This window comes from Nocardia sp. IFM 10818 (assembly GCF_054655275.1).
Window position 1 is genome coordinate 2,692,930 of sequence record NZ_BAAHJH010000001.1, and the last position, 19,532, is coordinate 2,712,461.

At 67.5% G+C, this 19,532-nt stretch carries 19 protein-coding genes; 12 read left to right on the plus strand and 7 right to left on the minus strand.

The features are described from left to right. Positions 1 to 48: 48 nt before the first annotated feature. Complete coding sequence (locus tag ACYQ5L_RS12345) at positions 49 to 705, minus strand: response regulator (RefSeq protein ID WP_459957487.1); 657 nt, start codon at positions 703 to 705, stop codon at positions 49 to 51. After that, positions 702 to 2,066 carry a sensor histidine kinase gene (locus ACYQ5L_RS12350; protein ID WP_459957488.1) on the minus strand — a complete coding sequence of 455 codons (1,365 nt, stop codon included), beginning with the start codon at positions 2,064 to 2,066 and terminating at the stop codon, positions 702 to 704. Before ACYQ5L_RS12350 ends, ACYQ5L_RS12345 begins: the two co-directional genes overlap by 4 nt. 133 nt (positions 2,067 to 2,199) lie before the next feature. Between ACYQ5L_RS12350 and ACYQ5L_RS12355 the strand changes: the two genes are divergently transcribed. Then, the gene (locus tag ACYQ5L_RS12355) at positions 2,200 to 4,272 is read left to right on the plus strand and encodes an MMPL family transporter (protein WP_459957489.1); all 2,073 of its coding nucleotides are present in this window, start codon (positions 2,200 to 2,202) and stop codon (positions 4,270 to 4,272) included. A 27-nt stretch (positions 4,273 to 4,299) separates the two neighbouring features. On the opposite strand, the gene ACYQ5L_RS12360 is transcribed toward ACYQ5L_RS12355, so the two are convergent. Continuing rightward, positions 4,300 to 4,443, minus strand: a complete 144-nt coding sequence (locus ACYQ5L_RS12360) for a hypothetical protein (protein ID WP_459957490.1) — start codon at positions 4,441 to 4,443, stop codon at positions 4,300 to 4,302. A gap of 866 nt (positions 4,444 to 5,309) precedes the next feature. Between ACYQ5L_RS12360 and ACYQ5L_RS12365 the strand changes: the two genes are divergently transcribed. From ACYQ5L_RS12365 to ACYQ5L_RS12375, 3 genes are read left to right on the plus strand one after another with little or no spacing between them, the layout of a single operon-like run. Next, entirely contained in the window at positions 5,310 to 6,185 is an 876-nt protein-coding gene (locus ACYQ5L_RS12365; protein WP_459957491.1) for a helix-turn-helix domain-containing protein, read from the plus strand. Further along, a complete protein-coding gene (locus ACYQ5L_RS12370) occupies positions 6,182 to 6,388 on the plus strand; it encodes a DUF397 domain-containing protein (protein ID WP_459957492.1) in 207 nt (68 codons plus the stop codon). Before ACYQ5L_RS12365 ends, ACYQ5L_RS12370 begins: the two co-directional genes overlap by 4 nt. Before the next feature lie 28 nt (positions 6,389 to 6,416). Further along, complete coding sequence (locus ACYQ5L_RS12375) at positions 6,417 to 7,082, plus strand: class I SAM-dependent methyltransferase (RefSeq protein ID WP_459957493.1); 666 nt, start codon at positions 6,417 to 6,419, stop codon at positions 7,080 to 7,082. 18 nt (positions 7,083 to 7,100) lie between these two features. Here ACYQ5L_RS12375 and ACYQ5L_RS12380 read toward each other — a convergent pair whose 3' ends face one another. Continuing rightward, positions 7,101 to 7,865: an SDR family oxidoreductase gene (locus ACYQ5L_RS12380; RefSeq protein ID WP_459957494.1), complete on the minus strand. Its 765-nt coding sequence runs from the start codon at positions 7,863 to 7,865 to the stop codon at positions 7,101 to 7,103. A gap of 121 nt (positions 7,866 to 7,986) precedes the next feature. Continuing rightward, positions 7,987 to 8,844, minus strand: coding sequence for a helix-turn-helix transcriptional regulator (locus tag ACYQ5L_RS12385; protein ID WP_459957495.1), 858 nt, complete (start codon positions 8,842 to 8,844; stop codon positions 7,987 to 7,989). A 357-nt stretch (positions 8,845 to 9,201) separates the two neighbouring features. Here ACYQ5L_RS12385 and ACYQ5L_RS12390 point away from each other — a divergent pair, with 357 nt between their 5' ends. After that, positions 9,202 to 10,224: a DUF8189 domain-containing protein gene (locus ACYQ5L_RS12390; RefSeq protein WP_459957496.1), complete on the plus strand. Its 1,023-nt coding sequence runs from the start codon at positions 9,202 to 9,204 to the stop codon at positions 10,222 to 10,224. 192 nt (positions 10,225 to 10,416) lie between these two features. On the opposite strand, the gene ACYQ5L_RS12395 is transcribed toward ACYQ5L_RS12390, so the two are convergent. Together ACYQ5L_RS12395 and grpE are read right to left on the minus strand one after the other, a co-directional pair. Then, entirely contained in the window at positions 10,417 to 11,556 is a 1,140-nt protein-coding gene (locus tag ACYQ5L_RS12395; protein ID WP_459957497.1) for a 3-ketosteroid-9-alpha-monooxygenase, oxygenase component, read from the minus strand. Positions 11,557 to 11,594: 38 nt separating this feature from the next. Continuing rightward, complete coding sequence (gene grpE / locus ACYQ5L_RS12400) at positions 11,595 to 12,080, minus strand: nucleotide exchange factor GrpE (protein WP_459957498.1); 486 nt, start codon at positions 12,078 to 12,080, stop codon at positions 11,595 to 11,597. Positions 12,081 to 12,129: 49 nt separating this feature from the next. Here grpE and ACYQ5L_RS12405 point away from each other — a divergent pair, with 49 nt between their 5' ends. The 7 genes from ACYQ5L_RS12405 to ACYQ5L_RS12435 all read left to right on the plus strand — a co-directional run bounded on the left by ACYQ5L_RS12405 (position 12,130) and on the right by ACYQ5L_RS12435 (position 19,526). After that, positions 12,130 to 13,812 carry an Hsp70 family protein gene (locus ACYQ5L_RS12405; protein WP_459957499.1) on the plus strand — a complete coding sequence of 561 codons (1,683 nt, stop codon included), beginning with the start codon at positions 12,130 to 12,132 and terminating at the stop codon, positions 13,810 to 13,812. 8 nt (positions 13,813 to 13,820) lie between these two features. Beyond that, positions 13,821 to 16,283 carry a SaeA-related protein gene (locus ACYQ5L_RS12410; RefSeq protein WP_459957500.1) on the plus strand — a complete coding sequence of 821 codons (2,463 nt, stop codon included), beginning with the start codon at positions 13,821 to 13,823 and terminating at the stop codon, positions 16,281 to 16,283. Positions 16,284 to 16,367: 84 nt separating this feature from the next. After that, positions 16,368 to 17,327, plus strand: a complete 960-nt coding sequence (locus ACYQ5L_RS12415) for a metallophosphoesterase family protein (RefSeq protein ID WP_379202902.1) — start codon at positions 16,368 to 16,370, stop codon at positions 17,325 to 17,327. Between the two features lie 173 nt (positions 17,328 to 17,500). Next, positions 17,501 to 17,755, plus strand: a complete 255-nt coding sequence (locus ACYQ5L_RS12420; protein ID WP_459957501.1) for a type II toxin-antitoxin system Phd/YefM family antitoxin — start codon at positions 17,501 to 17,503, stop codon at positions 17,753 to 17,755. Beyond that, positions 17,752 to 18,018 (plus strand): type II toxin-antitoxin system RelE family toxin, encoded by a 267-nt coding sequence (locus ACYQ5L_RS12425; protein ID WP_459957502.1) that lies wholly within the window; start codon positions 17,752 to 17,754, stop codon positions 18,016 to 18,018. The genes ACYQ5L_RS12420 and ACYQ5L_RS12425 overlap by 4 nt, the downstream gene beginning before the upstream one ends. A gap of 123 nt (positions 18,019 to 18,141) precedes the next feature. Beyond that, positions 18,142 to 18,378, plus strand: a complete 237-nt coding sequence (locus ACYQ5L_RS12430) for a cupin domain-containing protein (RefSeq protein ID WP_459957503.1) — start codon at positions 18,142 to 18,144, stop codon at positions 18,376 to 18,378. A gap of 80 nt (positions 18,379 to 18,458) precedes the next feature. Continuing rightward, positions 18,459 to 19,526: an XdhC family protein gene (locus ACYQ5L_RS12435; RefSeq protein WP_459957504.1), complete on the plus strand. Its 1,068-nt coding sequence runs from the start codon at positions 18,459 to 18,461 to the stop codon at positions 19,524 to 19,526. Positions 19,527 to 19,532: the final 6 nt, after the last annotated feature.

Genomic DNA, 19,532 nt, shown 5'->3' on the forward strand with positions numbered 1-19,532 from the left:
TGGAGTGCCCGGCGCACATCGCATCGGTCATCGGCGGCTGACTCGGCGTCAGGGGGCCGGGGTCACCAAGCCCGCTTCGTAGGCGGCGATGACCAGTTGGACGCGGTCGCGGGCAAGGAGTTTGGCGAGGATGCGGCTGACGTGAGTTTTGACGGTCAGCGGGCTCAGGACCAGGGTTTCGGCGATTTCGGCGTTGGTGAGGCCGCGGGCTATGAGGATGAGGACGTCCAGTTCGCGATCGGTCAGGGTCGAGATGGACGGGCGGGGTGCGGGATCGGGGAGGGTGCGGACGCGGGTGATGACGGCGGCGGTGGCGCTGGGGGACAGGAGGGCTTCGCCGGCGGCGACGGTGCGGATGGCGTCGAGGAGGGCGGCGGGTTTGGTGTCCTTGATGAGGAACCCGCTGGCCCCGGCGCGGAGGGCTGCGAGGACATTGTCGTCGGTGTCGTAGGTGGTGAGAACGAGAACCCGCACACCCGCAAGGTTCTCGTCCGCGGCGATCTCGGCGGTGGCGGCGATGCCGTCCAGGTCGGGCATGCGGATGTCCATGATCACGACGTCGGCGCGTTCGGTGCGGGCGAGGGCCACGGCCTCGCGGCCGGTGGCGGCCTCGCCTACGACCCGCATATCGGCCGCCGAGGCGATGAGGAGGGCGAAGGCGCCGCGTACCAGGGCTTGGTCGTCCGCCAAGAGGACTCGGATCACGGCTGGGCCTCCATCGGCGCATCGATTGCCGGTCGCGGTGCGGTTCGCTCGGTGCGGTCGGCCCGGCGCTCGGCCGAGTTGTACAACGCCGACCCGGGTTCGCTGGGCGGGATCGGCGCAGCCCCGGGTTCGCTGGCCGGGCTCCTCGCGGCCTCGGGTTCGCTGGGCGGGATCGGTGCCGGTGCGGGGTTCGACGGGCCGATGAACGGGAGTACGGCGGCGATCTCGAAACCGCTGCCGGTATCGGTCGCGGAGACGGTGCCGCCTATGGCCTCGGCGCGCTCGATCATGCCGCGGATACCGAAACCAGTAGTGGCCCTGGGGGTTCCGGAGTCGTCTCGCTGCTGGCCGCGGCCGTTGTCGGTGACGCCGATGAGCAGGCGGTCGATGCGGTAGTCGAGACGCACCGTCGCCATGGTTGCCCGGGCGTGTTTGGCGACATTGGTCAGGGCCTCTTGAATGATGCGGTAGCCGACGAGCTCCACGGTCGGAGCCAGGGGGCGCTGGTGCCCGGCGGTCACGAATTTCACGGTGACTCCGGCAGCTTCGGCGTGATCGGCGAGCGTACGCACCCGGGCGAGATCGGGCAGGGGCTCTCGTGACGTGCTGTCCTCGCGTGCGCCCCTGTCCGGTGCACGCAGCACGCCGACGGTCGCGGCGAGTTCGGCGCGCGCGTCGGCGCAGGCGTCGGAGATGGTTTCCAGCGCATGGATCACGATGCCGCGGTCGGCATGTCGCTCGGTGAGCAGGTGCGCGGCCACGCCGGCCTGCACCTGGATGACGGTGATGGTGTGAGCGAGGAGGTCGTGCAGGTCGCGGGCGATGCGCAGGCGTTCCTCGGCGACCTGGCGGCGGGCCTCCTCGTCGCGGGTGCGTTCGGCGCGTTCGGCGCGATCCAGCACCTCGGTGATGTAGGCGCGATGCAATCGGACCGCTTCACCGGCCACGCAGGCGAGCACGATCCAGCCGACCGCGCCGAAGGTCTGCAGTGCGGTGTTCTCGTTCTCGGTGCGGGAGAGGAGGATTCCGCCGGCCGCGAGCGCGATGACGGCGAGGATGACGCCCGCGGTGCGGCGCCGGGTGCCGTACCGCGCCACCGTGTACAGGGCGATGATGGTCGAGGGAATGATCGCCTCGTGCGGGAATTCGTTCGCGTGATACGGAATCGCCAGCGCCGCATGTGTGATCAGCACCGGCATCGGGTACCTGCGCCGCGCGATCAAGGGCAGGGTCGCCAGCACCAGCAGCGCGATGCCGAAGCCGTTGATCTGTTCGGTCGCCGGTATCAGGAAGCCCGCCACCAGTTCCGCGAGCAGGACGAGGCCCATGAGCAGGCCGTCGGTCCACCACACGCGGTTCATTCCCGCCATTGTGCGGCAGTGGCGGGCCGGGCGCGTACTCCGTGCGGAGTATTCGCAACAGCCGACCCCGGGCGGACGTTTTCTCTTCGGCTTCCCGCGACGCTGCTGTCATGCCCGATGCGAGGAGTCTGTCATGGGAATGAAAGCCAGAGCGCTACTGCTCATCGGCCTGTGGATCGCGGTGCTGGCCGCGATGGTGCCGTTTGCCGGTGGGCTCGATGATGTGAAGTCCGACAAGGAAACCGATTACCTGCCCGCCTCGGCGCAGTCGACCACGGCCGCGCAGCTCGAGCAGACGCTGCCCGGCGGGACCGAGAACGTCTTCCTCGTGGTGTACGAGCGTGATTCGGGCGTCACCGAGGCGGATCGTGCCACCGCCGCCGCCCAGTACGCCGCGCTGCGGGCGACGTACGGCAGTGCGAGCGGGCCGGATCAGCCCATTCCCTCCGCCGATGGGAAGGCCCTGATGTATCCGGTGATGGTCGGCGAATCCCATGGTGAACCTTCCTCCTACATCGAGGAATTCCGCTCGGCCGTGGCCGAGCATCCCGCCGGGCTGACCGTGCAGGTCGCCGGGCCCGGTGCGCTCTCGGCCGATTTCGAGGGCGCGTTCGAGGGCATCGACGAGCGGCTGCTGCTGGTGACGGTCCTCGTGGTGACCGTCATCCTGCTGCTCACCTACCGCAGCCCGCTGCTGTGGCTGGTGCCGCTGCTCGCGGTGGCGGGCGCGAACCTGCTGTCCATGGCCGCGGTGTACGGCCTGGCCAAGACCTTGGACGTCACCGTCAACGACCAGAGCGCCGCGGTGCTCACCATCCTGGTCTTCGGCGTCGGCACCGACTACGCCCTGCTCATCGTCGCCCGCTATCGCGAAGAGCTGCGCCATCATTCGGATGTCGTCATCGCCATGCTGGCCGCCCTGCGCCGCTCCGTCCCCGCCATCGCCGCCTCCGCCGCCACGGTCAGCCTCGGCCTGCTGTGCCTGCTCGCCGCCGACATGAACAATGCCGCTGGCATGGGCCCGGTCGGTGCGGCCGGGATCCTCTGCACCCTGCTGGTCATGGTGACCCTGTTCCCCGCCCTGCTGGTGATGTGCGGCCGCTGGATCTTCTGGCCGCGTGTGCCCCGCCCGCAATCCGACGCCGTCGCCCGCGCCACCCTGTGGGATCGCATCGGCGCGTACATCGCCCGCCGCCCGGTGATTTCGGCCGCCGCCTCGGTAGCGGTCCTCGCCCTCCTCGGCCTGGGCCTGCTCGGCAACACCGGATCCCTGTCCCGCGCCGACCAATTCGTCGACACCCCGGAATCGGTCCACGGCCAAACCGCCATCGCCGCCCACTTCCCTGAACGCGCCGGCACCCCGCTGCTGGTCCTGACCCCCAATACCGTCCGCGACGCCGTGCTCCGAGCGGTGGAATCCGATCCGGGCATCGGCTCGGCCGAAGCGGGCCGCACCGGCCCCGAGTTCTCCGAGATCACCGCCATCCCACGCGATCCCGCCGACTCGAGCGCCGAATACGCCACCATCGACCGCCTCCGCGCCGGTCTCGGCGACCTGGCCCCGGGCACCGTCATAGGCGGTCCCAGCGCCTCCAACCTCGATATCGCCGACGCCTCCACCCGCGACCGCCGGGTGGTCATCCCCCTCGTCCTGCTGGTGGTGACCGCTGTTCTGGCCCTGCTCCTGCGCTCCCTCGCCGCCCCCCTCGGCCTCCTGCTGACCGTCGTCCTGTCCTTCGGATCGGCGTTGGGCGCAAGCGTTCTCGCCTTCGAACACCTCTTCGGCTTCACCGGCTTGGACTCGGGCCTGATCCTCTTCGCCTTCCTGTTCCTGGTAGCCCTGGGCGTCGACTACAACATCTTCCTGGTCAGCCGCGCCCGCGAAGAGGCCCGCCGCATCGGCACCCGCCCCGGCATGCTCCGCAGCCTCTCCGTCACCGGCGGCGTGATCACCTCCGCCGGCGTCGTCCTGGCCGCCACCTTCGCCGTCCTGACCACCCTCCCCCTGGTCTCCCTGGCCCAAATAGGTTTCGCCGTAGCCTTCGGCGTCCTCCTCGACACCCTCCTGGTCCGCTCCATCCTGGTCCCGGCCCTCACCATGCTCGCCGGCGATCGCGTCTGGTGGCCTGCCCGCCTCCCCACCCCGGCGCCCACCGGCTCCGCCCCGGCCGCACCCGCCCCTGAGCCGGCAATGACCCGAACGTAGAGTTCGCCACTCGGTAAGGCCATCGCTCTAGTCGATGGCCTTACTGATCAGGGTGATTGCCGCAAACACCCCACCGACGACGATCAGACCATAGTGGCCCGCCGATCTGGAGTAGTCGTAGGTGGAGGCGGCGATGGTGACCGCCGCAATCAGAAATAGCAGGCGCTTCATGACTGGCTCCCACGCACTCGCCTTCACCGTAGAAGATCGATTTCCCTTGCGCCACAGTCGAATACGAGAATGGCAGCGCAGCGGCGGCGATGGTGCAGCGAACGGCGGGACGGACCGCCCAGTTCCCCGTATAGCCGCCGTCGAGTGGGTGGGCACCGTGCGGGAAGGCCTTCTAGCGGGAGTTCAGCAGCGACTTCGCCCACTCGAATAGCGGGCAGTCGGCCGGGTCACAATCTCGGTGTAGATCAGCGACTTTCGATACTTCGAATGGCTGCACCGACTCAGGGTCCAGCTTGCAATTCACCAACTCAATACTTCGCGGCGCTTCATAAGTGGGCATTCTTCACCTTCGATGGTGTTTGCCGTTGGCGCGGTGCCTTCCGGATTCGACGGGCATGAGCACCCGGTTGCGCTTCAATCGACCGCAGCGAATCAGGATGGCTCGGGCTGCCGCCTTCGCCGCGCATACGGTCACCGGGTGGTCCTTGTGGATCTCCCAAACCAGAACGGCGTGGTCCTCTGTCCATGAATCCCGTTCCGGTGCAGTGCAATCGGTGAGCGCCGGGTCGGCGGGTCTGCTCAGCAACATCGGGTTCACGCCCCTTCATGCCAAATGGTTTGGTCCCCCCGATGGCCGGTAGTACTCGATTGCCGGTTCCGTCGCTTTCGGTGTGGGCACACGGCGAGCGATCCGAGTTGGATTCTCCGGAGCCAGCATTCGAGGTTTCCGACCACCTGGGGTGATTCCAAGTACACACCTATCGGATAGAATTTGGTGCATCCAACTGCGTCATCCAGGCATGTAGTGCCACACTGCCAAATCAGATAGTTCCAGAATTAGGCTCCATCGATAGCGAGGCTAAAAGATGGCTGGATCTACGCTTGCAAGCCGGGCCCTCGGGCGACTCCTGGCGCAGCATAGAAAGCGAGTAGGACTGACCAGGTATGCGGCCGGTCAGATCGTGGACACCTCTCAGCAGACCATGGGAAGGATCGAAGACGGCCTGAAGGCGAAGGTGTCTCAGTTGTGGATCAACGCATGGGCCGATGCCTACCAGGTCAGCGATGATGACCGACGGCTCATGCTGGACCTGGCGCACGACATGGCCGTTGCCGAAAAGAACTGGTGGCGTGCGTATGCCGATGGGCTGCGGTCAGGATTCGATCACTACATGGGCTTGGAGGGGGCCGCACGCAAGCTCACCACGTGGAAGCTGGCCATCGTTCCCGGAATGCTCCAGACTCCGGAGTACCGTCGCGCGATCGCATGGTTCGAATCGCCGAATCTTCCGCATGATCAGGTGGAGAACCGTGTCGAGGTTGCCATGCGTCGCCGGGCGCGGCTGGATGACGAGACATTCACCCTGGAAGTGCTGATTTCCGAGATGGTTCTACTTGACCAGATCGGCGGGCCGGGTGTTATGACTGAGCAACTCCGGCACCTGGTGGACGTGAGCCAGCGATCGAACGTGTCGGTCCGTGTGGTCCCGCTCAATGCCTCCGGTCATCCTGGTTCATTGGTGGGATCGTTTGTACTCCTGGAGTTTCCGAAGCTTCCCGCTACCGGTCTGCTGGAGCCGCCCGTAGTCTACGTGGAGGGCTACGCGGGCGATCTCTATATGGAGCGGGAACCCGAAGTGCAGCGTTATCGCGATGCATTCGTCCAGATCGACCGAGTAGCGTTGGACCAGTACGCGTCCAGACAGCTCATACTGTCGCTAGTCAAGGAGTATGACGAGTGAACATCGACCTGACCGGAGCCCAGTGGTTCAAGTCGAGCCGGAGCCACTCTAGCGGCGAATGCGTCGAGGCTGCGCATCTTGCGGGCGGCATGGTGGGGGTTCGCGACTCGAAGCTCGGAAACACCAGCCCCGTATTGGTTTTCGAGCCGGTTGTGTGGGATGGCTTCCTCGGTGCCCTCGGTACAGGCGAATTTGACCTGTAGTCGTGACCAGCTCCTCGATGATGCGGCGTTGGAGAGCTCGTCCGTGGTCGCGAACAATGCGATGAATCGCGGTCGGGGGCTGGCCGGCGTCAACAGCTACGCCCGTGAGCTCGGCTTCGATCCCTATGAGCGGTTGGCGGATGTACTGCGCGCTGATTCGGGGGCCTCGGTCCGCTGGATCGACGTGTGTTGCGGGTCGGGAAGGGCGCTGCTCGAAGCCGAGCAGCGCTTCGCCGTGGAATTTCCCGCCGCCGATGTGGCCGTGATCGGAATCGACTTGGTGGATCACTTTCTCGCGGCTCCGCGCACTCCGCGACTGCGCTTGATCACCACCAACGCGGTCGGCTGGCAACCCGAGGGTCTCGCTGATCTGGTCAGCTGTGTGCACGGGTTGCATTACCTCGGGGACAAGTTGGGCATGCTGTCGGCGATGACCCGATGGGCAAGGGCCGGTGGGACATTCGCCGCCGACTTCGACCCGCATTCCATCCGGCATGCCGACGGTTCCTCGGCCGCGCGCACGGTGCTGGCTCGGCTCCGGGCGGCAGGGCTGACCTACGACGGCCGGCGGCATCGGCTCTCGGGGAACGACTTCCGCCCGGTGGATTTCGCCGCTACCTATCTCGGTGCGGACGACACCGTGGGCCCCGGCTACACCGGTCAGCCCGCGGTTGCGTCGTACTACGAGTTCTGAGCTGCGGGTATCGCGCGGCTATGCCGTCGGCACGGGAACCGCGTTGATGAGGCCGCCGTCGATGAGGAGGTCGGTGCCGTTGATGTAGGACGCTTCCGGGGAGGCGAGGAAGGCGACGGCGGCGGCGACCTCGTCGACCGAACCTACGCGACCGGCGACCACCGTTGTGGCGGCGGCGTTCTGGGCGGCGACGGGGAGTTCGGCGCGGAAGGCGGGGGTGTCGATGTAGCCGGGGCTCACCGAGTTGACGCGGATTGCTCTGGGGGCCAGTTCGGCGGCGAGGGTGCGGGTGAGGTTGTGGACGGCGGCCTTGGTGGCGGAGTAGAGGGCGGTGGCGGCGAAGCCGCGATGCAGGCCGAAGGAGGCGTTGATGATGATGGAGCCGTTGTCGGCGAGGAGGGGGAGGGATTGCTGGATGGTGAAGAAGGCGGCTTTGAAGTTGGCGTCGAGGACGCGGTAGAACTCGGATTCGGTGACGTCGGCGATGGGCTGGAAGGAGCCGATGCCCGCATTGGCGAACACCACGTCGAGGCGGCCGTAGCGGTCGCGGATGGTGGTGGCGAGGGTTTCGATATCGGTGAGGATTGTTGCGTCGCCGGGGATTCCGGTGGCGCGGTCGCCGATCTGTGCGACGGCCTCGTCGAGGCGGGACTTGTCGCGGCCGGTGATGATCACCTGTGCGCCCTCGGCTGCGAGGCGGTGCGCCGTGGCCAGGCCCATGCCACTGGAACCGCCGGTGACCAGAGCGATCTTGCCGTCGAATCGGAAGCTGTTGTGTGTCATGGGCACAAGCGTGCCGTCGGCGGCCGGGGGTAAACAGTGCGTGTTTATGGTGGGTGTGGCACCACCAGGATCGCGCGGATCGACACCACCGCCCTCGGGCGGCATCACCCGGATCGGCGGGTCAGCTTGCTTCGATCAAAGGTTCGGCGAGACGTAGGTGGGGGAGGCGTTCCAGGCGCGCCGCGGTGTCGGTGGCGGGCTGCGGGTTGTAGAGCACCAGATGCCAATCCGGATGGTCGGCGACGGTGAGGGTGGTCGCGTCGAAGTACAGCTCACCAGCTTCGGGGTGGCGCAGGGCGTTCACGGCCTGGACGGGGACGCCCACGTCGTGGCGTTCCCACAGGGCGGCGAATTCGGGGCTGCGTGCGCTGAGCCGCTCGACCACTCCGCACACTTCGGGTTGGCCGGAGCAGTGCGCGGTATCGGCGCGGTAGGCGGCCACCACGGCGGGTGCGGCCGATTCCCACACCTCGCCCATGGCGCGGTAGCGGGGATTGGTGAAGTAGGTGATCAGGCAGTGCTGGGGGTCGTCGTCGTAGCCGAAGACCAGGCGCGCGGTGTCGTTGAACGCGAGGATGTTCCAGTATCGGTCGCGCAGGACGGCGGGTCGCCGGCCCCAGGCGTCGAGCAGGTGGCGCACTTCCTCGGTGACCGCCGCGCCGGGCTCGCCGCAGGCGGGCGGCGGGTTCATTCCGGCCAGCACGTAGAGGTGCGCGCGTTCGCGATCGCTGAGCAGCAGCGCGCGAGCGACCGCATCCAGCACATCGGCCGAGACCGAGATATCGCGCCCCTGTTCGAGCCAGGTGTACCAGGACACCCCCACGCCGGCCAGGACGGCGACTTCCTCACGTCGCAGCCCCGGCGTCCGACGTCGTCCCGCCGCGGGAATTCCCACGTCTCCCGGCGTGATTCGCGCTCGCCGCGAGCGCAGGAAGTCCGAGAGCTGCTCGCGCCGCCGGAGTACGGAATCGCTGGCCATAAGCCACGGTAACAATGACCGCCCGCGCACGGGAAACGAGCCGGTTCAGCCCTCCGCGGCGGCGTCCTCGGCGGCGCGGCGGGCCAGGTTGGCTGCGAAGAGGTGTTTTTCCGCTACATCAGCGGGTTCCTCCGCCATGACTTTTACGGAATCACTTACGGCAGAAGCGGATTAAAGAATATCGACCGGTCCGTCGAAGGATTGTCAAGGGGGCTGTCGGGTCTGTCCAGGCCCCTTGTGGAGGTGTCATGCTGAGAACGTGGCTTCAGGGCGCTCGCTCGAATGGTCTGGCGGATACGCCCACACGGCCCACCTTCCAGTGGCGCAGGGGGCGGAGCGCGATCGAGCCTAACCGGCATGCAGACCTTCCTCCTGTTCCTGTTCAGACGCAAGGATGGAGACACGGCGATGGCATGGCAATGGAGCGACCAAGGCAGCCCACAAGGCCGGACTGTGGACCCGAACGCGATCGCGACGGCCACCTATCAGGGCAACCCGTATGCGTTCGTGCGAACGAAAGATGGCCATCTGTCGGTGAATTCGTGGGACGGCGGGAAATGGAACTGGTCCGACCAAGGAACTCCCCAGGCTCGCACGGTCGATCCCAATGCGATCGCGTCGGTCGCCTACCAGGACCGGCCCTATGTATTCGTGCGGGGCAGCGATGGTCATTTATGGGTGAACTGGTGGGATGGCGGGAAGTGGAACTGGTCGGATCAGGGCGGTCAGATCGATCCGGACGCGATCGCGGTGGTCACCTATCAAAACCGGCCCTACGTGTTCGTGCGCGGCAGGAATGATGGTCATTTGTGGGTGAACTGGTGGGACGGCGGGAAGTGGAACTGGTCGGATCAGGGTGGTCAGATCGATCCGGACGCGATCGCGACGGTGACGTATCAGGGGAATCCGTATGTGTTCGTGCGCGGTAGCAACGATGGTCATCTGTGGGTGAACTGGTGGGACGGTGGGAAGTGGAACTGGTCGGATCAGGGTGGTCAGATCGATCCGGACGCGATCGCGACGGTCACCTATCAAGACCGGCCCTACGTGTTCGTGCGCGGCAGCAATGACGGCCATTTGTGGGTGAACTGGTGGGACGGTGGGAAGTGGAACTGGTCGGATCAGGGTGGTCAGATCGATCCGGACGCGATCGCGACGGTCACCTATCAAGACCGGCCCTACGTGTTCGTGCGCGGCAGCAATGACGGCCATTTGTGGGTGAACTGGTGGGACGGCGCGAAATGGAGCTGGTCCGACCAAGGAACTCCCCAGGGCCGCACGGTCGATCCGAACGCGATCGCGACGGTCACCTATCAAAACCGGCCCTACGTGTTCGTCCGTGCCAGTGACGGGCACCTGTGGGTGAATTGGTGGTCGTAATCGCGGCTGGAGGTCGTGCCGGTTGACGGAAGTCACTCCGTGAGCAGCCCCTCGCCTTCCGGGCGGCGGGCTGCTCCGCTGTTCTACGGGTGTAGGGGAGGAACCTGTCGACGTTCGGTAAAGAACTGCGGCGGGTTCCGGGGCGGTATCGGGCGTAGTAGGGCGCGGCACCCGGGTCGAAAACTTGCGGGTTCAGCTCTCCTCCGCGGCGCGCTTGGCGAGGTTGGCGGCGACTTCGGCCTGCCAGTTCTCATTGGCGTGGTTGGTGTCGACCTCGTATTCGAAGCGCGCGGTCATTTCCGGGGTGATATCGGCGACGTCCACGTAGAACTGCTCGTACCAGCGGCGGTGCTGATAGACCGGCCCGTCTTCCTGGGTGAGCAGCGGATTGTCGATGCGCGTCTTGTGTTTCCAGATCTCCACGTCCTGGAGGAATCCGACGCCGAAGCTCTTGCCGAAGGACTTGGCCAGTTTGGCGGACTTCTCCGGCGGCAGCCCTTCGATGCGCTGGACGCTCACACCCCACTGCAGCATGAACGAGTTGTTCGTGACGGGGTAATGGCAGTTGATCAGAACGACTTCCACGGTGTTGTCGCCGAAGTCGTTGTGCAAGTAGTTGATCATGTACGAGGGCCCGTAATAGGACGCCTCGGAACGCAGCAGCGACACCTGCCCGTAGTTGGAGCCGCTGTACATATCGGGGCGGCCCTTCGACTGCAGGAACTGTGTCGAGACGTGTCCTTCGAACACATTCTTGAAATACACCGGATAGGCATAGTGAATGTAGAAGAAGTGCGCCATATCGACGTTGTTGTCGATGATTTCGCGGCAGTGCGCGCCCTCGATGAGCAGGGTGTTCCAATCCCAGTCGCTCCAGCGATCGGTCTCGATGCCCTCGATGTGCGGTATGGCGACCTCGGGCGGCGGCGGATTGCCCTCGGGATCGTTCCAGACGAAGAACTGCCCGTTCTCCTCGCAGGTGATCCAGGATCGGGTGCGCGCCAGCGGCGGGACCCGGCGCGCGTACGGGATGGCCGCGCATTTCCCGTCGCCGCGCCAGCGCCAATCGTGGAAGGGGCAGGCGATATTGTCGTCCTTGACACTGCCGTAGGACAGATCCGCGCCCATGTGCCGGCAGTAGCCGTCCAGGGCGTGCAGCTTCCCGTGACTGTCCGCCCAGATCACCAGCTTGCCGCCGAAGGCATTGACCGAGTGCGGGTTTCCGTCGCGGAACGATTCGGCCAGCCCCAGACAGTGCCAGCCGCGCGCGAATCGCGTAATCGGTTCTCCGACATCGATGGTGCGGACCTGATGGGTCGCATGCGTCGCCATGTGCCGAGATTAAGCGTCAGTGCTTAACCGGGCAAGGGTTATTGATCTTTTGTCGCCTCGCGATACCGCCGCACAATGACTTTCGCGGGCCGCAGCGAACGCCCGGCAGCGGTGAGCCCGGGCTGGATCACCTCGGAGATCGTGCGGTCCAGGCTCGGATCCGCGGCGGCGGCAACATCGGCGGCCTCCATGGTGAGCGCGTCGAATTCACTGCCCGGAACCGGATCCACGAGCTGCCCGCCGCGCCCCGCCAGCAGCCGCTCCACCCGCGCGGCGAACGCCTCGAAGGCAATGCGCTCGGTCTCGGAGGCGGCGGTGGCCGCGAAGGAGCGGGCATCGTTGTAGAGCGCGAACAGATCGACGACGAGGGGAACGTCCGCACCGGCCCGCTCGCGCTGGGCCCGCGCCTTGGCGTCGTCGGCCAGCCGCTCCAGCGTCCCGGCCTGGCGGGCGAGCACCCGGGCGAGGTCGTCGATGCGCTCGGTGATCTGGTCGAAGCCGGTCGCTGCGCCTGATTCGGTCATGCCGAAACGATAATCCCGGGTGTCGGTTTCGGCTGCTACGATCGCGCCCATGGCGGTTTTCGGAATCGACCTGGGGACAACAAATTCGGCGATTGCAAGAATCGATGCTGACGGCCGCCCAGAAGTACTGATCGGGATGAACGGGGAGCCCACGGTTCCCTCGGTGGTGTTGTTCGCCTCCGGCTTCGACCATGTGGTGGGCGAGGGCGCGCGCCGGCAGGCCCGCCTGGATCCCGAGCATGTGTGCGCGCTGGTCAAGCGGCGGATGGGGGATGCGGACTGGCGGTTCGTGGCGCACGGGCAGACCTGGTCGGCGCCCGCGGTGTCCTCCCTGATTCTCAAGAGCCTGGCCGCGGACGCCGAATTCGGCGGCGGCGAAACGGTGCAGCGCGTGGTCATCACCGTGCCCGCGTACTTCGGCGACGAGGAGCGGCGCGCCACCATTCAGGCCGGTACGTATGCCGGTTTCGATGTGGCGGGCGTGCTGTCGGAGCCCATCGCGGCCGCGCTGTCCTACGGGTTCGGGCGGCTCGACGGCAGTATCGATATCGGCAAGGGCGGGGCGCGCGAGACCGTGCTGGTCTACGACCTCGGCGGCGGCACCTTCGACGCGACCGTCATCGAATTGGCCGACCGGCGCATCTCCGTGCTCGCCGTGGAGGGCGATCATCAGCTCGGCGGCGCGGATTGGGACGAGCGCATCGCCCTGCACCTGTCGCAGCAGTTCTGCGCCGCCAATCCCGACGCCGAGGACCCGCTCGACGATTCGGCCGGCTCGCAGATGCTGGTGCTGGCCGCCGAACAGGCCAAACGCGAACTCAGCGAGCGGGAGAGCACCGAGATCGTCATCGCCCACGACGGCGCCCGCGCGGTGGTCACCCTGACCCGCGCCGAAATGGAGGCCATGACGGCCTCCCTGCTGCGCCGCACGCTCGATCTCACCCGGGCGTGCATCGCCGAGGCGGGCAAGCGCGGTGTGCATCAAGTGGATCGGCTGCTGCTGGTCGGCGGTTCCTCGCGCATGCCCATGGTGGCCGAGGGGCTGCGCAAGGAATTGGGCCTCATCGGCGAATTGCGCGATCCCGATCTGTCGGTGGCGCGCGGCGCGGCGCTCTACGGCGAGAAGCTGGAAATGGAACGGCTCATCATCGCCGATCTGGTGACCCGCGGCCGGCTGCGCGACGGCGCCGCCTTGTCCGAGGCGGCGCCGGATGATCTGAACCAGTCCCTGGCCCGGGTCGCCGCCTCCTTCGGGCAGCCGGTGGGCCTGGTCAAGCGCATGCTCGAAATCCAGGTCGACACCGTGGTGTCGCGCGGTTTCGGCGTGCTCGCCCTCGACCCGTACAACGGCCTGGCCGCCAGCTGGCTGGTGCATCGCAATCAGACGCTGCCGATTCGGGTGCGCCGCTCCTACGGCACCGTGCGCGCCGATCAGGATCAGATCGAGCTGACCATCGTCGAACAGCAGGGCCAGGCCGCCTCCACCCGTCCCGAGGATACGAAAATCCTGGTGGAGGGCCGGATTCGCGATATTCCACCCGGCTACCCGGCCGGCAGTGAAGTCCAGGTGACCTTCGAGATGGGTTTCGACGGCGTCCTGCACGTCACCGCCTACCACGTGGACGCGCGCATGCCGCTCGCCCTGTCGGTGCAGACCGGGGCCACCCTGTCCCAGGCCGATGTGACGCGGGAACTGGATCAGTTGCAGCGCACCCGCCGCCGAACCGTCTGAGCGCAGCCGTGCACGCCTTCGACCCCAACGATTACCGCAAGCGAGTGCTGGCCGCCGTGGAACGCCGCGGCGGTCTCGAGCACGCGGATTGCTTCGAGCTCTACGACATTCCGCTGGAGGAGTCGGATCGGCTCAGCGACGCCGAGGTGCAGGCGCGCGTGGACGAGGTCTGGGCGTTCTGGCAGAAGCAGCGCGACCATCCCAAGTACCGGGTGCTGGTGGGCCTGCTGGTGGACGCGCACGAGGAACTGTGCGATCCGCTGCTGTACGCCGCCTCGCGGCGGGTCGAGGCCGAGCGCGTGAAACAGCAACGTGCCCGGCGTGATTCGGAACGCTACGAAATGCTCGACACCGCCATCGAGCGACTCGTGCAGCGGCACGGCGGCATTCCGGCGAGCAAGATCCCGGGGCTCGAGGACATCGGCAAGATGGGCAACCTGAGCGCCGCCGAAATCGAGGCCCGCATCCGCCGCCATCGCATCCTCGAGGAGATCGCCGCGCCCGCCCCGGCGGCGACCAGCGCGGTGAGTGCCGGGCGGCGGCAGCAGATCCGCAAACTGCTGGCCGAATACGAGCGGCTGCTGCCCGGCGATCCGGTGCCGACGCTGCTCGCGCTGCTGCGCCTGGATTTCACCAAGGCCCATCAGACCGGTGAAATCCGTTTGCGCGCGGAGGCTTTGCGCGCGCGGACCCGCGAGCTGCCGCCCGGCCGGGTGCGGGTGGTGCTGGACGAGCTGCTGGTGCACATCAAGGACCTGCTGGAGGCCGGCGGCAGCGTCGTCGACGACTACCTGCAAGCCGTCATCGAGGATGCGACCGAGGCGCTGCGCCCGCAGGTGCGGGCGGCGGTGCTGGTGGAAGACCACCTCATCGAAGGCGATTTTGAATACCTCGTCGGCGAGGGCATAGCCGCGGGCCTGGATCGCGCGCACGCCGAACAGGTGCTCCTCGCCCTGGTCACCGAACTCGGCACGACCATCGAGGGCCGCGAGCACCTCGCGGGCACCACACATCGGGGACCGGGCGGCGCAGGCTCCGGCGCTGCTGGCGCAGGCACCAGCGGTCCGGGTGCCAGCGGCGCAGGCACCGGTGGCTCGCGCTCTGGCAGTGCGGGCTCCGGCGGCATGGGTGCTGGCGGCGCGGGCGGCGGCGTTGCTGGCGCAGGCACCAGCGGTCCGGGTGCCAGCGGTGGAAGCTCCGGTGGCTCGCGCTCTGGCAGTGCGGGCTCCGGCGGCACGGGCACCGGCAGCGCGAGCGCTTGGCGCTCGGATTCGACTGCGGCGGACCGTGGTTCACATCGGACGCCGACCCCACCCGCGCGGGCTTGGGAGGAGCCGCTCAAGGCGGCGCGCGCGGCCTTGCGCCGTGGCCGCCCCAAGGAAGCGTGGCAGCAGGTGGCCGACGCCCAGCGCAAGGTGGGCGGCGACCCCGCGGGCAGCACGGCGGTCCGCCCGGTCGCCGAGGAAGTGGATCGGGTCTTGGCCGAGGCCGCCCAGCGGTGGCGCGCCGCCTCCGTCAGCTGTGCGGGCAAGCGATTCGTCGAGGCCCTGGAAAGCCTGGAGTACTTGGAGCGCAGCGCTTCCGACGTACCCAATCCCGACCACCGCGGCCCGAACCTGGAGCAGCTGCTCACCCAGGCCCGTGCCGCGCTCACCGAGGCCGATCGCATGCTGGCCGCGGCCCCGGCCGCCCCACCCGCATCCCGAATGCGGGCCCTGCTGGCCGTTTTCGACGTCTGCGCCGATCACGCCGGAGCCGCCGCCGCGCTGTCGGCCCTGCCGGTCGACGCCCCGCCGCAGGTGCAGGCCACCCGCAAACCTGACGGCACCGTGGTCATCACCTGGTCGCCCTCGGCCACCGAACAAGCCGAATACCGTGTCACCCGTTTGCAACCCGACGGCTCCTGGCGCGTGGTCGGCCGCACCCGCGGCACCACCCTCGAGGACGGCGGCGCCACCACCGGCCCGGTCCCCGTCTACGGCGTCGTCGCCTCGGTCTCCGGCCGCACCTCCGAGCTCAGCCGCTCCGACGGCCCGGCCCGCCCGGACCAATCCGCCGCGGGTGCGTCCCCGGCCGCGGGTGCAACCCAGGCCGCGGGTGCGTCTCCGGCCGCAGGTACGACCTCGGCCGCGGATGCGACCCCGGCGGCGGACCCGACTCCCAGCGGCATGCCTGTGGTCTCCGCTCTCACCGTGCATGACGGCCTGCTCACCTTCGAATGGCCGATCGGCATCACCGAGGTCATGGTCGTCGCCCGCACCGACGCCCCTCCCACCGATCCGGACGATCCGGCAGCGGCCCGCAAGTGGAAGGTCACCAACACCCGCTATCAGATCGACGGCGGCGTGAAAATCCCCGCCGACATCCCACGCCCCTGCCACCTGGCCATCGCTTCCTGTCGCCGCGACGGCGGAACCCTGGCCGTGGCGGCGGGATTCGCCCCCAACGCCCGCATTCGCTGGGTCGGTTGATCGTCCGCGAATCCCGGCGTGGGAATCTGGTGGCGGCCGATGTCGTTGCTGCGAGGACGGTCGTGAGCAGAGAGGCGGAGCTGGGTGATTCCGAAACTGATGGCGGTGAGCGACATCCATGTCGGTCATCAGGGCAATAAACCCGTGGTCGAGTCGATCCGGGCGGATTCACCCGAGGACTGGCTGATCCTCGCCGGTGACGTGGGGGAGAAGACCGAGGACATCCGCTGGGCGCTGGAAACCCTGCGCGGGCGCTTCGCCAAGATCATCTGGGTGCCCGGTAATCACGAATTGTGGACCACGGCAAAAGATTCCGTGCAGATGCACGGCGCTGCCCGCTACGACTACCTGGTGTCGATCTGCCGCGACCTGGACGTGCTCACGCCGGAGGATCCGTTCCCGGTGTGGGAGGGCGCGGGAGCGGAGGCGCACGGGGGCGCGGTCACCCTTGCCCCGATGTTCACGCTCTACGACTACTCCTGGCTGCCGCAGGGCGCCAAGACCAAGGCCGAGGGCCTGGCCATCGCCCGCGAGCGCAATGTGGTCGCCACCGACGAGTTCCTGCTCTCCCCGGACCCGTACGTCACCCGCGACGCCTGGTGTCACGCTCGCGTGCAGTACACCAAGCGCCGCCTCGACGCACTGCCCGCCGAGACCCCGCTGGTCCTGATCAACCACTGGCCGCTGCTGCGCCAGCCCGTCGACATGATGTGGTACCCGGAGTTCGCCCTGTGGTGCGGCACCGACCTCACCTCCGACTGGCACACCAGCTACAACGTGGTCTGCGCCGTCTACGGCCACCTGCACATTCCCCGCACGGCCTTCTACGACGGCGTGCGCTTCGAGGAAGTCTCCCTCGGCTATCCCCGCGAATGGCAGCGTCGCGGCCTGCCCGACAAGCTGCTGCGCCAGATCCTCCCGAATCCGGAGTACGGCCCCGATGATCTCAACGAGTGGGGCGGCCACTTCAAGATCACCCCGGAGATGCGCGAACTCGCCCAGAAGATGCGCGCCCAGGTCGACAAGCGCCGCGGCATCTCCTGACCGGGGTTTCCAGGGTCCGAACTCGCACATGGCCGGCCTGTTGATCGAACGCCGAGCTGTTGGGGGTGCGGCCGGTGAACCAGGAGCGGAAAGTCCCGCGCATGATGCACCGAGTCAGCATAGGTGTCCGCTATTTTCTCGGGCGTGTACACGCTAGTGTGTACACTCGAGGTATGTCCGAGATCAGCACCCGGGAACTCCGCACCAACCTGGCGAAATACATCGACGCCGCCGAAGCGGGCGAGCAGGTGATAATTCTTCGTGACGGCACCCCCGCCGCTGCCCTGGTCCCGCTGTCCGTCGTGGAAGCTGTCGACGACGCCGAGGACGAAATGCTGGCACGCGAAGCCGCCGCGCGGCTCGCCGACGGTTCGGCGACCGTCAGCATGGCCGAAGTGCTCGCCGACATTTTCGAGGCGCGTAAGTGAAATACGCGTTCGAGTTCCACGAATCGGCCCGGCGGGAACTGCGCAGCCTGGAACAGCAGGACGCGATGCGCATCCTCACTGCATTAACGGCGCTCGGTAACGATCCGTACGCCGAAGGGCCGGCAATCCGGAAGCTGGTCGGCGTGGACGCCTACCGGCTGCGAGTAGGCCGATTCCGTGTCGTCTACCAAGTGCAAGACGAAGTGCTGGTGATCCTGGTCGTGAAAGTGGGGTGGCGGCGTGACGCGTATCGCGACCTGTGATGGTCGCTGCGGTGTGATTCGCCAGCTCGGGTAGGGCCGTGTGTGCTCGCGAGCATGTGGTCGTCGCAGCGGGCGGCGCGCCCGATTCGGGCCCAATGATGTCATAGCCGCCTGCGCAAGCTGTTGACGGGACCGGACGGCGCGCAAGCCAATGTCCTGGAGATGGATCCGGGCACCTCCTGGCCGCAACGCGATGTCCACGAGCCCGGCCCGGAGGAGGTCTATGTGGTCGCGGGCGTGTTCAACGACGGCGCCCGCGCCTACCCGGCCGGAACCTTCCTGCACGCCCCGGTAGGTTCCTGGCACGTGCCCACGACCGAGACCGGCTGCACGCTGTTCGTCTTCTATCCCGAGGGCTGATTCCCACCGTGCGGTAACGGTGAGATTGCTGTACGGGTGGCTGGCGTGCGAGTCATCTCGTGAGCAGTGATGATGGGGAAGTGCGTGAGTTGCTGCCGCAGCTGATCGATCGGGTCCGGCAGGGCCCGGTCGCTCTCGCCCGCGTCGTGGCCGTCACGGGGGCCGGGCCGCGCGCTGCCGGGGCGGCCATGCTGGTGACCGGGGACGGGGAAGTCGTCGGGTCGGTATCGGGAGGATGCGTCGAGGCGGCGGTGGTCGACTCGGCGATGGGCGTGCTCGATGGCGGCGACGCGGTGCTCGAGCATTTCGGTATCGCCGATCCCGAGGGGGTGGCGATCGGGTTGACCTGTGGCGGTGAGATGGAGGTGTTCGTCGAGCGGGTCACGAGAGCCCGGCTCGGCGATCTGCTGGCACTGGAATGCGAGATCCGGCAAGGTCGTCCGGTCGCGATGGTCACCACGCTCGACGATGCGCCGTCGTGGTGGTTGATCGGCTCGGGTGAACCGGAGGCGGGTGTGAGCCGCGATGCGGTGCACCTGGCGCGGGCGGGGCGCACCGGCACGATCGGGCTGGATGAATGCGAGCCGACGGCGTTTCCGCCGCGCGCGTTCGTGCAGAGTTTCGGCCCGCCCGCGCGAATGATTCTGGCGGGGGCCAATGATTTCGTGCGGGCGCTGAGCCGGCTCGGCGGACAGCTCGGATATCGGGTCACCGTGGTCGACGCGCGCGAAACCTTCGCCACCGCAGCACGATTCCCGGCAGCCGACGAGGTGGTGGTGGACTGGCCGCATCGGTACCTGCGGCGGGAGCACGAGCGCGGCCGCATCGATGCCCGCACGGTGGTCTGCGTGCTCACCCACGACACCAAATTCGATGTGCCCCTGCTGGCCGAGGCGCTGGGCATCGAGGACATCGGCTTCATCGGAGCGCTCGGGTCGCGGCGCACCCACGCCGATCGGCTGGGACGACTGGCCGAGGCCGGGGTGAGTCCGGATCAGTTGCGGCGGCTGCGAAGTCCGGTGGGGCTGGACCTCAATGCGTCCACGCCGGAGGAGACCGCGGTCTCGATCGCGGCGCAGATCATCGCCGAGTGCGGCGGTGCGTCGGGCCGCCCGCTCTCGGCAACGGACGGCCCGATTCACCACTGAGGCAAC

What these genes read in the sequence shown, in the direction of transcription:
- ACYQ5L_RS12350 (WP_459957488.1), bottom strand. Translation starts at nt 2,066, where the DNA reads ATGAACCGCGTGTGGTGGACCGACGGCCTGCTCATGGGCCTCGTCCTG.
- ACYQ5L_RS12360 (WP_459957490.1), bottom strand. Translation starts at nt 4,443, where the DNA reads ATGAAGCGCCTGCTATTTCTGATTGCGGCGGTCACCATCGCCGCCTCC.
- ACYQ5L_RS12380 (WP_459957494.1), bottom strand. Translation starts at nt 7,865, where the DNA reads ATGACACACAACAGCTTCCGATTCGACGGCAAGATCGCTCTGGTCACC.
- ACYQ5L_RS12405 (WP_459957499.1), top strand. Translation starts at nt 12,130, where the DNA reads ATGGCGGTTTTCGGAATCGACCTGGGGACAACAAATTCGGCGATTGCA.
- grpE (WP_459957498.1), bottom strand. Translation starts at nt 12,080, where the DNA reads ATGACCGAATCAGGCGCAGCGACCGGCTTCGACCAGATCACCGAGCGC.
- ACYQ5L_RS12365 (WP_459957491.1), top strand. Translation starts at nt 5,310, where the DNA reads ATGGCTGGATCTACGCTTGCAAGCCGGGCCCTCGGGCGACTCCTGGCG.
- ACYQ5L_RS12390 (WP_459957496.1), top strand. Translation starts at nt 9,202, where the DNA reads ATGCAGACCTTCCTCCTGTTCCTGTTCAGACGCAAGGATGGAGACACG.
- ACYQ5L_RS12385 (WP_459957495.1), bottom strand. Translation starts at nt 8,844, where the DNA reads ATGGCCAGCGATTCCGTACTCCGGCGGCGCGAGCAGCTCTCGGACTTC.
- ACYQ5L_RS12420 (WP_459957501.1), top strand. Translation starts at nt 17,501, where the DNA reads ATGTCCGAGATCAGCACCCGGGAACTCCGCACCAACCTGGCGAAATAC.
- ACYQ5L_RS12395 (WP_459957497.1), bottom strand. Translation starts at nt 11,556, where the DNA reads ATGGCGACGCATGCGACCCATCAGGTCCGCACCATCGATGTCGGAGAA.
- ACYQ5L_RS12355 (WP_459957489.1), top strand. Translation starts at nt 2,200, where the DNA reads ATGGGAATGAAAGCCAGAGCGCTACTGCTCATCGGCCTGTGGATCGCG.